This is a genomic window from Paraburkholderia fungorum, from assembly GCF_046026025.1.
GTDB classification, from domain to species: domain Bacteria; phylum Pseudomonadota; class Gammaproteobacteria; order Burkholderiales; family Burkholderiaceae; genus Paraburkholderia; species Paraburkholderia fungorum_E.
On the sequence record NZ_JAQQFL010000023.1, the window covers coordinates 1 to 12,127 of the forward strand.

At 61.5% G+C, this 12,127-nt stretch carries 9 protein-coding genes; 5 read left to right on the top strand and 4 right to left on the bottom strand.

Annotation, left to right across the window (positions count from 1 at the left end; genetic code table 11):
- From PQR67_RS23395 to PQR67_RS23405, 3 genes are all read right to left on the bottom strand, one after another.
- Positions 1-1,030: lipocalin-like domain-containing protein (locus tag PQR67_RS23395; RefSeq protein WP_408464749.1), on the bottom strand; the 1,030-nt coding region annotated here is incomplete at its 3' end.
- 200 nt (positions 1,031-1,230) lie between these two features.
- Complete coding sequence (locus tag PQR67_RS23400; RefSeq protein ID WP_408464528.1) at positions 1,231-3,801, bottom strand: FtsX-like permease family protein; 2,571 nt, start codon at positions 3,799-3,801, stop codon at positions 1,231-1,233.
- Complete coding sequence (locus tag PQR67_RS23405) at positions 3,791-4,540, bottom strand: ABC transporter ATP-binding protein (RefSeq protein ID WP_408464530.1); 750 nt, start codon at positions 4,538-4,540, stop codon at positions 3,791-3,793. Before PQR67_RS23405 ends, PQR67_RS23400 begins: the two co-directional genes overlap by 11 nt.
- 689 nt (positions 4,541-5,229) lie before the next feature.
- On the opposite strand from PQR67_RS23405, the gene PQR67_RS23410 reads away from it, so the two are divergent.
- The 5 genes from PQR67_RS23410 (at position 5,230) to cyoD (ending at position 11,044) form a co-directional block, all read left to right on the top strand.
- Positions 5,230-6,783 (top strand): complex I subunit 4 family protein, encoded by a 1,554-nt coding sequence (locus tag PQR67_RS23410; protein WP_408464532.1) that lies wholly within the window; start codon positions 5,230-5,232, stop codon positions 6,781-6,783.
- 374 nt (positions 6,784-7,157) lie between these two features.
- Positions 7,158-8,057: a ubiquinol oxidase subunit II gene (gene cyoA / locus PQR67_RS23415; protein WP_408464751.1), complete on the top strand. Its 900-nt coding sequence runs from the start codon at positions 7,158-7,160 to the stop codon at positions 8,055-8,057.
- Between the two features lie 3 nt (positions 8,058-8,060).
- Positions 8,061-10,085: a cytochrome o ubiquinol oxidase subunit I gene (gene cyoB / locus PQR67_RS23420; protein ID WP_408464534.1), complete on the top strand. Its 2,025-nt coding sequence runs from the start codon at positions 8,061-8,063 to the stop codon at positions 10,083-10,085.
- A complete protein-coding gene (gene cyoC, locus PQR67_RS23425; RefSeq protein WP_408464536.1) occupies positions 10,085-10,702 on the top strand; it encodes a cytochrome o ubiquinol oxidase subunit III in 618 nt (205 codons plus the stop codon). The genes cyoB and cyoC overlap by 1 nt, the downstream gene beginning before the upstream one ends.
- Entirely contained in the window at positions 10,703-11,044 is a 342-nt protein-coding gene (cyoD, locus tag PQR67_RS23430; protein WP_408464538.1) for a cytochrome o ubiquinol oxidase subunit IV, read from the top strand.
- 264 nt (positions 11,045-11,308) lie between these two features.
- On the opposite strand, the gene PQR67_RS23435 is transcribed toward cyoD, so the two are convergent.
- A complete protein-coding gene (locus tag PQR67_RS23435) occupies positions 11,309-12,007 on the bottom strand; it encodes an HAD family hydrolase (protein WP_408464540.1) in 699 nt (232 codons plus the stop codon).
- Positions 12,008-12,127: the final 120 nt, after the last annotated feature.

A 12,127-nucleotide genomic window follows, 5' to 3' on the forward strand; every position in this document is an offset into this window, starting at 1 on the left:
GGCCGACCTCCGTACCTTCACGGCTCACCCGCACCGCACCTTCCCAGTACACCGCACCGGTCGACTGCCGCGAATCGAGTTCCTGATCGTCCATCAACGGATCGAGGCGCCACGTCAACGTGCCGGTTCTGAGCGTCATCGAGACCGGATACGACGTGTTCGTGCGTGGCGAGCGCCACGTGCGAACCGGACTGAAATCGACCTGATCGTGCCTGAACGTTGTCGCCTGACCGTCGCGATTTCTGAGGGCGGCATGTGCCCATATCGCATGTCCATCGCGACTGCGGACCTTGAAAGCCATCAAGGCTGAACCATCCGTCAGATTGGCGCCGAGCCAATCCCATCCGACCGCGTCGGTATCGAGCAGCGTGCTCGACCATTCGTGATCGAGCCACGCCGCGCCGGTAACGACCGTTTCACCTGTCGATTTTCTGCCTGCCACGACCGGTCGAACGATGGTGCCGGTCACATGCAATTGCGGCTCGCTGTAGTAATAGCTCGCCTGCTCGGGGCGCGGACCTTTGCGGGAGTAGCCGCGCTCGCCCTGGATCAGCGGCGCCTGTGTCGGCGTCAGCGCGAGGTGCAGCGCGAATCCGTTAGCGTCCGCTGTAACGTCGTAGTGGCCGTCAGCGGCACGGATGATTTTCCATGCGTCGAGTTTGACATCCGTATTGCCCGGCTTCGCATACGCTAGCCCGAAGCCCTCGCGGGCAATGCGCTGATCGTGCGCAAGGTGACCGAGCGCGGGATCGCTCAATGCGGCATGAGCAATGATCAATTGCGACGGAGCGAACGCACTCGGGTCCGCAGGGTCGTGGCCGGTTGCCGAGCGAAAGAAGGTGATCTGGAAACCAAGCGGTTGATTGTCCGGAGTCGTGAGCCAGCCCGTTGCGTACCACCACTCGGTGCGAAAAGCCGGGTGTGCACCGGTATCTTGCGGAAGGACGATCGGATGATCCTGCGTAACCGCAGCGAACTCGGGTGCTGCGGCGAACGCCGGCGCGATGATCAGAAAGCCTATGCCAAGCAATACCGCGCAAGCCTTGGCGTTTAGCTGCCCTACACGCGCAATGCCAGGCAATGCAGTCGGTGAGGCGCACGACAAGGCGGTCGCTAGCCAGAAGCGATGCTTGAGGCGCAAGCGGGCGGCCTGACCAACGCGCCTCCCTCGATTATTTCGCTCCACGCCCTCACACGCCGACTCCTGCGTCATCTCACGCGGCCATCCCATCACCAATCCTCCTTTACCGCGCGCACCGCATCCACCGACACCGCGCCTCGTCCCGCAATCACCGCCGTCGAACACGAGGAGGCCAGCATCACCAACGCGACGGTGCCGAGCACGGTCCACGGAACATGCAGTGACATGCTCCAATGAAACGACTGTGGATTGACGACGAACACCAGGATCAGGCTGATCGCAAATCCGAGAACGAAACCCATCGCGATACCGCAAGCGGTGAGCATCCCGCCTTCGAGCGCGAGAATCGCGAGAACTTGCGAGCGCGTCACGCCTACATGCCGCAGCATGCCGAACTCGCGGGCCCGTGCAAGCGTCTGCGCGGAAAACGTCGCCGCGACGCCGAACAGGCCGATGACGATCGCGACTCCCTCGAGCAGATAGGTGACGGCAAAACTTCGATCGAAAATAACCAGCGTATGCGCGCGAATTTCACCCGGTTGCGACAGGTCCAGTGATGCCCCGAAGGGCAGCGCACGCAGACCGGTCATCACGCGTTCGACGCTCGTTCCCGGTTGAACGGTGACGGCCACATCCGTCGCGCCCGTATCGCCAGTCAGGCGCCGGTAATCCGGAAGCCGTATCTGGATCGCGCCGGTTTGACGCGCGTAATCACGCCAGATGCCGGCCACAACGAACACGTGACCACGTTCGCCGAGCGGCAGTTGCACGCGCTGGCCCAACTTGTATCCATACAGGTCGACCATTGCTTCGGATACCCAAACAGGTGTTTCCCCGTCATGAAGCTGGGAGGGTGACAATACCGCTCCGGTCATTTGCAGATTCGCGCCAGGATCGGCAGCGTCGATCTTGCGTGCGAGCACGGCGACATCAGGCCGTGCCGGGTCGAGCGTGAGATGCGAGAAGCGGGCAAACGCGGCGGTCCTGATGCCGGGCACGCCGGCCAGCAGCGTTTGTTCGTCGGGCCGCAAGCCCCCGGTGTCGCCGTTCGGCGCCACGCGCACGTAAAGATCGGCGGAGAGCAGGTGGCCCAACCAGTCTTCGACGGAAACACGGAAGCTGGCCACCATGATCGCCATCGCGACGATCAGCGCGAAGCTCGACAGTACGCCACCCATTGCGATCGATGCATGGCCCGGCGCATTCGCGAGACGTGCCAATGCCAAAGTGCTCGCCGCACCGGCACGATACCGCGCGCCGAGAGCACGGTTCGCTGCGCCAAAGATCAAAGCGGTCACGCGCGGCATCAGCGCAATGCCACCGATCAGCAACAGTGCAACGGCCAGGTAGCCGCCGATCGGCGTGTCGAATAAAGGCGGCGCTTGCGTGAGAACGGCGGCAACCAGCAAACAGCCCAAAGCGGGCCATGGCGTAGCCAGTCGCGCCAATGCGCCTTCTTCGGCGCCCGCCTTGAGCGCCGCCGCCGGGCGCGCACGCGCCGCCTCCAATGCGGGGGCAAGACTGCCTAGTATCGACACAGCGACGCCAAGTACCAGGAATAGCGCGGTTGCCAGCGGTTCGAAGCCGACGTGCGGCTGCACGCCGGGAAAGTAGCCGCCGCCCAGATCGCTGCCGAAAAAGCGCAACGCACCGCTTGCCAGCGCGTAGCCGAGCGCGAGTCCGGACAGTGAACCGAGCAGGCCCAGCAGCGCACCTTCCATCAGGATCTGGCGCAGCAACTGGCCACGCGTCAGTCCAAGCACGCGCAGCATTGCGAACTGCGCACGGCGCCGCACGACACCCAGCGCCTGCGTCGAAAACACGAGGAACGCGCCAGTGAAAAGCGCCACCAGCGCGAGCACGTTCATATTGATCCGATAGGCGCGCGACAGACGATCCGTGCGGCTTTCGGCATCGCGTGTCTCGGCGATCACCCACCGGCTGCCGAGTCGCGCCTGCAGATCACGCTTGAAACGCTCCCGATCGACACCGCGTTCGAGTTGCACGTCGATGCGCGACAGCTTGCCGAGCTTGCCGAACTTCCACTGCGCAGCGGCAATATCCATCACCGCGAGCCGCTGCCCTGGCCGGGTTCTCACGAGAGCGCCGGCCACGCGCAAATGTACGATCGACGTGCCGTTTCGCAGTGCCACGTCATCGCCGATCTTCACCTTCAGCCATTGCTGCGCCGCCGTCGAAAGAAACACCGTGTCGGTCGCGAGCGTATCGAACGGCCGTTCCGCCGCCGGCACGCCGATCAGGTCAGGCGCGATGCGGCTTGCCTTGAAGACGTCGATGCCGAGCACGGGTAGCGCGGCGTTGCGGTCCGGCACAGTGACATCGAGAGCGAGTACCGGGCTCGCCAGAGCGACACCAGGCTCGGTCGCGAGGCGCGGATAGATGGACTCGTCGAATAAGGGTTGCGCGCCGCGCACCTGCAGATCGGCCTGTCCCGAGAGGCTGCGCGCCGCCGCCGAGAATTCATTGAAGGCGGCGCTGTTGATCAACTGGACGGCATAGCCAAGCGCGACACCGAGCGCGATCGTGGCAATCGCAACCAGGGCGCGTCCGCGATGACTGCGCCACTCGGCGCTCAACAGCCAGCGCGCGAGCACACGGTGGCCTCGAATTCGCTGAAGCGGGCGTGAATCAGCGTGCATTGCCGGCTGAGCGCGCAGTGGTTTGGGACTCGGGTGGCAAGCCGGAAACGGCGTTGCGTCCTGGCGATGCGTGCAAACCGCCATTACTCAGAATCAGGATCCGGTCCGCGACGGCCGCGGCTGCCTCCGAGTGCGTGACCATGATGGTGGCCGCACCGGTGGCCTTACTTTGCGCGCGGAACAGGCTGAGCACGTCGTGCGCGGTATCGGGGTCGAGGTTGCCGGTGGGTTCGTCAGCGAGAATCAGTTTCGGGCGATGCACGAGCGCCCGCGCAATGGCGACGCGCTGCAACTCGCCGCCCGACAACTGCCGCGGAAAATCATCGCCACGGCCGCTCAGGCCGACGGCCGCCAGCATATCAAGGGCGGCGGCCGTGGGCAGGTCGTTCAACAGCAGCGGTAGAGCGACGTTCTGCGCGAGCGTCAGATGGGGCAGCACGTGAAACGCCTGGAACACGAAGCCCAGTTTTTGCCGGCGCAAACGCGTGGCCGCGTTATCGTCCAGACGCGAGACCGTGCTGCCGTCGATGATCACGTCGCCGCTATCGGCGCTGTCTAACCCTGCAATGAGATTGAGCAGCGTCGATTTGCCGACGCCGGAATCCCCCATGATCGCGACGAATTCACCCGGCGCGAGCTTGAAATCGAGGTGCGCCAGCACAACGCGGCCGACGCCGTAGGTCTTGCCAAGCTCGCGGCATTCGAGCGCGGGAACGACACCTTCGTCACGAAACTCCATGCGGTATCCAATAAGTCTGGCCAGCGAAGATGGCGTCCTGCCATGCGAAGAAACTACCCGTGCTGCGCACGCGTGTCGGCCTCTGAACCGCCGAAGTATATTCGGGTTCTGTAAGGCTCGCAGGCCGGTGCCACCATCGCCGGATACCCGTTTGAAAGCAGGCGGCCGGGGCGGGGCGCGCAGGTCTTTTCGGGCGCGTACCGGCGCTTCTTTAGAGTGCCGGATCAAAAAAATTTTCTGTTCGCGGAGGCGCCAAATTTTCGCCACCGCCCCGAAATCGGCCTTGATGGCGCCTTGCGCGCCAGCATGAATTATTCCAGTGCAAGCGCCGGATGAAGGTGCTCGTGCAAGAGTGGCTAACCGTCTGCCAACTGCATTCTTCTCCATGCAAAAAGCATGGGCGATTTTCTGTTCAGATGCATTTGTGCGTTTGCACATTTTTTTGCATTTCGCAAGGGCAGGCGTGGCAACAATGCATTGTCAAGGGCGTTGCAGCATTGTTGCGCTGCAAAACTATTCTTATCTTGGTAATCTCCCACCCTTGGTCATTCGACTGCGGGTAAACGCGAGGCGGGCAGTACCGCTCCGACGTCAATTTCAGCGAAATCCAGCCTACATATCCATTTCAATGCTTTCGTTTTTGAAGGCGTTGGAGCGGCGTTTTGTATTTCAAGTTTTCAACAGAACACATGCCATTGCCTCCGCTTCTCAGCCTACTCATCTGGATCCCTATTGTCGCCGGCCTGGTGGTTTTGCGTGCCGGATCTGACGCGGCGCGTAGTCGCACGCGGTGGCTCGCGCTGATCGGCGCGGTGGCGGGTTTTCTGCCGGTGATTCCTCTCGTGTCGAACTTCCGCAACGACGTGACGTCGATGCAGTTCGTCGAGAACGTTCGCTGGTCGCCCACGTTCGACATTGCGTGGCATGTGGGCGTGGATGGGATTTCGCTGTGGCTCGTCGCGCTGACCGCGCTGACCACGATCATCATCGTGGTCGCTTCATGGGAGTCGATCACCGAGCGTACCGCGCAATACTTCGGCTCCTTCCTGATGCTGTCGGGTTTCATGCAAGGCGTGTTCACGTCGATGGACGGCATGCTGTTCTTCATCGCGTTCGAAGCGACGCTGATCCCGTTGTACCTGCTGATCGGGACGTGGGGCAATTCGAACCGCTCGTACGCTGCGGTGAAGTTCTTCTTCGTCTCGTTCCTTGGCTCGCTGATGATGCTGATGTCGATGCTGTACCTGTACAGCCAGACGCACAGCTTCGATCTCGCCCTGTGGCGTGAAACGCATCTGGGCACCTGGGCACAGGTCCTGGTTTTCCTCGGCTTCCTTGCCGCGTTCGGTGTCAAGGTGCCGATGTGGCCGCTGCATACGTGGCTGCCGGACGTCCACCTCGACGGGCCGACCGGCGCCGCCGTGATGATCGGCATGCTCAAGCTGGGCGGTTACGGTCTGCTGCGTTTCGCGCTGCCGATCGCGCCGCAGGCCAGCCATTTCTTCGCGCCGATGATGATCACGCTGTCGCTGGTCGCGGTGATCTATTCGAGCCTGCTGGCGCTGGTGCAGACCGACATGCGCCGCCTGCTCGCCTATTCGACGATCGCGCACATGGGTCTCGTGACGCTCGGCCTGTTCGTCTTCAACCGCATTGGCCAGGCGGGCGCAATCGTCCAGATGCTGTCGTACGGCGTGGTGTCCGGCGCGATGCTGCTGTGCACTGGCATGCTCTACGACCGCACCAAGACCGCTTCGATCGCGGAATACGGCGGCGTCGCCAACACCATGCCGCGCTTCGCCGCGTTCGTGATGCTGTTCTCGATGGCCAATATCGGTCTGCCGGGCACCTCGGGTTTTGTCGGCGAGTTCATGGTGTTGATGGGCGCGATCCGCTTCAATTTCTGGATCGGCGCAATCGCGGCCACCACGTTGGTCCTGAGCGCGGCCTACACGCTGTGGATGTACAAACGCGTGATTTTCGGCGCGATTGCCAACGCACGTGTCGCGAAGCTGCAGGACCTCGGCAAACGCGAGTTCGCGCTGCTCGGCGCGATGGCTTTGCTGGTGCTGGCCATCGGCATCAATCCGAAGCCGTTCACCGACGCGATCGACCCGTCGGTCGGCACGCTCCTCGCTCAATCGGAGCGCAGCGCACATCCTTCGGATTCCGTACCGTCTGGCGGTGGCGAACACCTGCAGGCGGCGGCGCCGGCAACCGTGGCGGCACGCACGCCGGGCTGACCGGAACGAGGCATTGCGCAGTTGCAGCATTCGTCATGCGGATGCTGCAACTGCCTGACGCGTTTTTCCGCGCCGACACGCATCCTTTTCAGAGCATCCGACGCAGCACGACCTGAATGGCCGTGCTGCGTTTTATCGCTTGTTTAAAGGGACTTTTGTGATCCGACGACTCCGCCGGCACCTTGCGATAACGCACAGCAGACCTTCACCTGCGCACACACCTGCGACAACATGTCGCGCGGTGTTGCGACGCAATAGATCATTGCAAAATCGAGGGTTTATATCCCGCTGACGAGCCCCTATTATGCGATCGCTTATAAAAAGGAGAGCGGTCGAATGACGTTCGTTGAAGTCGTAAAAGAAGGGCAATGGATATGAAAGGAAAGACTTTGCGAAGGTCGTCAAGTTTCCTTTCCATCGGCCTCATGGTGTTGCTCTCGGGTTGCAGCAAGCTCGATATTCTGAATCCGAAGGGAAGTGTGGGGCTGGCGGAACGTGAGCTGATCGCCACGTCGACCTGGGCCATGCTGATCGTGGTGGTGCCGGTTATCGTGCTCACGCTGCTGTTCGCCTGGCGCTATCGCGCTTCGAACAGGAATGCCGAGTACCGTCCGGGCTGGGTGCATTCCACCGGTATCGAAATCGCCATCTGGACGATCCCGACGCTGATCATTCTGTTTCTCGCCGTGCTGACGTGGAAGAGCACGCACGAGCTCGATCCGTACAAGCCGCTCGAGTCGCAGGTGAAGCCGATCAACGTCGAAGTCGTCGCGCTCGACTGGAAGTGGCTCTTCATCTATCCCGACCTCGGCATTGCGTCGGTGAACCAGTTGGCGTTCCCGGTCGGCACGCCGGTGAACTTCGTCATCACGTCGGACACGGTGATGAACTCCTTCTTCATTCCGCAACTCGGTGGCCAGATCTACGCGATGGCGGGTATGCAAACACGCCTGCACCTGATCGCCGACGAAGCCGGCAACTACGCGGGCACTGCGGCAAATTTCAGCGGCAGGGGGTTCTCGGACATGAAGTTCCGCGCACTCGCCACCTCGCCTGAAGAGTTCAATGCGTGGGTCGCCAAGGTACGCGCCTCGTCCGAGCGCCTCGACATGGACCGCTATCACGCGGTATCGGCGCCGACGGAGAAGGAACCGGTGCGGTACTTCTCGTCGGTCGATCCGAAGCTCTTTCACAACATCATTGCCCGATACAACAACGGTAACGTCCTCGACAACATGAACGACGCTAACTGTGCGCCAAAGGGTAAGGGGTAACGCATGTTCGGAAAACTCTCACTCGACTCGATTCCGTACCACGAGCCGATCATCATGGTGACGGCTGCCGGGATCGCCCTCGGCGGTGCGCTCGTTCTGGGTCTGATCACCTATTTTGGCAAATGGCGCTACCTGTGGACCGAATGGCTCACATCGGTCGACCACAAGAAGCTGGGCGTGATGTACATCGTGGTTGCGCTCATCATGCTGTTCCGCGGTTTTGCGGACGCGATCATGATGCGTACCCAGCTAGCGCTGTCGTATAACGCGCCAGGCTTCCTGCCGCCGCATCACTACGACCAGATCTTTACCGCGCACGGCGTCATCATGATTTTCTTCATGGCGATGGCGTTCATGGTCGGCCTGATGAACATCATCGTGCCGTTGCAGATCGGTGCCCGCGATGTTGCGTTCCCGTTCCTCAACTCGTTGAGCTTCTGGATGACCGCGATCAGCGCGGTCCTGATCAACATCTCGCTGGTGATCGGTGAATTCGCGCAAACGGGCTGGCTGGCTTATCCGCCCCTGTCCGAATTGCAGTTCAGTCCAGGTGTCGGGGTCGATTATTACCTGTGGAGTCTGCAGCTCTCCGGTATCGGCACGTTGCTGACCGGCGTGAACTTCTTCGTGACCATCGTCAAGATGCGCGCGCCGGGCATGACGTTCATGAAGATGCCCGTGTTCACGTGGACCGCGCTGTGCACGAACGTGCTGATCATGGCCGCGTTCCCGATCCTGACCGTCACGCTCGCGCTGCTCGGTCTGGACCGTTACCTCGGCATGCACTTCTTCACCAACGACGGCGGCGGTAACGCCATGCTGTACCTGAACCTGATCTGGGCATGGGGTCACCCGGAGGTGTACATCCTGATCCTGCCGGCGTTCGGTATCTTCTCGGAAGTCGTGGCTACCTTCGCCAAGAAGCCGCTGTTCGGCTACAAGACGATGGTGTGGGCAACCTGCGCGATCATGGTGCTGTCGTTCCTCGTGTGGCTGCACCACTTCTTCACGATGGGTTCGGGCGCGGACGTCAACGCGTTCTTCGGTATCGCGACGATGGTCATTGCGATTCCGACCGGCGTGAAAGTGTTCAACTGGCTGTTCACGATCTACAAGGGCCGTCTGCAGTTCACGACGCCGATCCTGTGGACCCTCGGCTTCATGGTCACCTTCACGATCGGCGGTATGACCGGCGTGATGATGGCGATTCCAGGCGCGGACTTCGTGCTGCACAACAGCCTGTTCCTGATCGCTCACTTCCACAACGTGATTATTGGTGGCGTGCTGTTCGGCTACCTGGCTGGTTTCAACTACTGGTTCCCGAAGGCGTTCGGTTTCAAGCTGAATGAGACGTGGGGCAAGGCGTCGTTCTGGTTCTGGCAGATCGGTTTCTGGGTTGCGTTCACGCCGCTGTACGTGCTGGGCTTCATGGGCATGACGCGTCGTCTGAATCACTATGACAATCCGGATTGGCACCCGTGGCTGATCTTCGCGTGGGTCGGTGCTGTGCTGATCGCCATCGGTATCGCTTGCCAGGTGCTGCAACTGGTCGTCAGCATCCGCGACCGCAACCTGCCGCAAAACCGCGACGTCACAGGCGATCCGTGGGACGCACACACGCTGGAATGGGCAACGAGCTCGCCGCCGGCGTCGTACAACTTCGCGATCATTCCGGACGTGCGTGAACTGGACGCATTCGCTGAAATGAAGTCGCGCAAGAATCGGCCGAAGCCGGTGTATCGCGACATTCACATGCCGTCAAACACGTCCGCAGGTCTGGTTGTGGCGATGTTCTCGCTGGTGCTGGGTTTTGCTGCTGTGTGGCACATCTGGTGGCTCGCGATTGTGGGTCTGGTCGGCTCGATCGGTACTGTGATCATTTACAGCTTCCAGAAGAACGAAGGCTTTTACATCCCGGCCGCCACGGTAGCGGCGATTGAACGAGAACGCTCCGGCTCAGGCGCACAGGTCGCGATTGAAGAAAAACGCTCCCGCGCCGATGCGCAGGTCGCTTTGGAGGTGGATTGATGTCGAACAACACTCTTACGGCGGGCTCGCATCTTCACGATGCGCATCATGCCGATCACCCGCCGTCGCATTCGGTATTCGGCTTCTGGCTGTACCTGATGACAGACTGCATCATCTTCGCGTCGCTGTTTGCGGTGTTCGCGGTGATGGGCCATCAGTTCGCGGGTGGTCCGACCGGCAAGGATCTGTTCGAGATCCCGGGTGTCGCGCTCGAAACGTCGATGCTGCTGCTGAGCAGTATCACGTACGGCTTCGCGATGCTGGGTGCGCACAAGAACAGGAAGGGCGTGCTGCTCTTCTGGCTCGGCGTGACGTTCCTGCTGGGTCTCGCGTTTCTCGTGCTGGAAATGCGCGAGTTCTCGCACCTGATCGCACAGGGTGCGGGACCGAGCCGTAGCGCGTTCCTGTCATCGTTCTTTACGCTGGTCGGCACGCACGGTTTGCACGTGACGTGCGGCCTGATCTGGATGGCGGTGCTCGCCGTGCAGGTGATGCGTCATCGTGATCTGACCGAACGCGACATGATTCGCCTGACCTGCCTGAGCCTTTTCTGGCACTTCCTGGACGTCGTGTGGATTGGCGTCTTCACCTTTGTCTATCTTGCGAGCGTGATCTAAATGGACCATAGCGAAACCGCACACCTGGCGCACTCGGGTGAGAGTCACGGCAGCGTCGGCAGCTATACGATGGGTTTCATTCTCTCCGTCGTGTTGACCGCCGCGGCGTTCGGCCTCGTGCTGAACGGCACGTTGACGGGCGAGAACGCGTTGCTCGCGATCGCGGGCCTCGCGTTCGTGCAGATCGTCGTGCATCTGATTTTCTTCCTGCACATGAATGCGTCGTCGGCTCAACGCTGGAACGTCATGGCGTTCGGCTTCACCGTGCTCACGGCCGTGATCCTGATCATCGGCTCATTGTGGATCATGCATAACGTCAGCATGCACATGATGTCGCGCTAGGCGGAAAACGCCGCTGGTTGAGTAAAAACCCCGCAAGGTGAAAGTCTTGCGGGGTTTTTCATGTGCGAAGCCGACCGTCTGCGTGAGCGTTTGAAAGCTGCGGGCTGGCATGTTGAAGACCACCCGGGCGGGCAAGTACCGCGGCCGATCGAGTCGGCTCGATAACCCCGTGTTTCCACCGGATCGGAATGCGGCCGACGTGCTCGCGTGGCTAAGAGCGCATCGGCAGGATTGAACATCGATCGATGGATGAAAAAAGAGCCGTCAACCCTGCGCGCCGCGCCATCCGGCGAGCAGGGCGGGCAATTCGGCCATGTCCCGGAAGACGTGAGCCGCGCCCGCGCCATGCAGGGCAGTCGCGCTGCTGTGGCTCAGTTCTGCCGGACAATAGCCGAACACCGTGGCGCCGGCGGCGACACCTGCCGTCACACCCGTGACGGTATCGTCCACCACCGCGCAACGGTGCGGGTCCATGCCCAACCCCGCGGCCGCGGCGAGATAGACATCGGGATACGGCTTATTGCGCGGCGTTTCGTGACCGCTCGCGATGTGTCCTTCGAAGCAGTCGAGAATGCCGGCCTTCGCCAGTTGCAACTCAACCTTGACGCGATCGGCGCCCGAAGCAACGGCAATGCGTCCGTCGAGTGTCGCGTAAAGGGCGCGCACGGCCGACGCCGCGCCGTCGATCGCCACCAGTTCGCGATCGAGCGCCTCATTACGGCGCGCGCGGAACTGCATGAGCCAATCCGCGGTAATCGCGAAACCGGTACGCGCCTCGATGAGGGCGGCTTCATCCCTGACGGCCTTGCCGACAAAAATCTGCATCGCCTCTTCGACGCTCAATTGCCAGCCTAACTCGCCGAGCATCTCGGTGAGCACGCGGTTGGTGATGGGTTCGGAGTCGACGAGCACGCCGTCGCAGTCGAAAAGTACAGCGTCGAAAGGGAAAGGGGAATGGGCCATCGGGCAGGGTACGAAAAGTGGTCGCGGAGCCGGCAAGGATACCTCACCGGCTCGCGCGACCTCGCACAACCCCGCATAACCCCGCACAACCCCGCATAACGGCGATGCGACGGTTTCCCG

Excerpts from the sequence above, each read along its gene's own strand:
- PQR67_RS23400 (WP_408464528.1), bottom strand. The coding sequence starts at position 3,801 with ATGCACGCTGATTCACGCCCGCTTCAGCGAATTCGAGGCCACCGTGTG.
- PQR67_RS23405 (WP_408464530.1), bottom strand. The coding sequence starts at position 4,540 with ATGGAGTTTCGTGACGAAGGTGTCGTTCCCGCGCTCGAATGCCGCGAG.
- PQR67_RS23410 (WP_408464532.1), top strand. The coding sequence starts at position 5,230 with ATGCCATTGCCTCCGCTTCTCAGCCTACTCATCTGGATCCCTATTGTC.
- cyoA (WP_408464751.1), top strand. The coding sequence starts at position 7,158 with ATGAAAGGAAAGACTTTGCGAAGGTCGTCAAGTTTCCTTTCCATCGGC.
- cyoB (WP_408464534.1), top strand. The coding sequence starts at position 8,061 with ATGTTCGGAAAACTCTCACTCGACTCGATTCCGTACCACGAGCCGATC.
- cyoC (WP_408464536.1), top strand. The coding sequence starts at position 10,085 with ATGTCGAACAACACTCTTACGGCGGGCTCGCATCTTCACGATGCGCAT.
- cyoD (WP_408464538.1), top strand. The coding sequence starts at position 10,703 with ATGGACCATAGCGAAACCGCACACCTGGCGCACTCGGGTGAGAGTCAC.
- PQR67_RS23435 (WP_408464540.1), bottom strand. The coding sequence starts at position 12,007 with ATGGCCCATTCCCCTTTCCCTTTCGACGCTGTACTTTTCGACTGCGAC.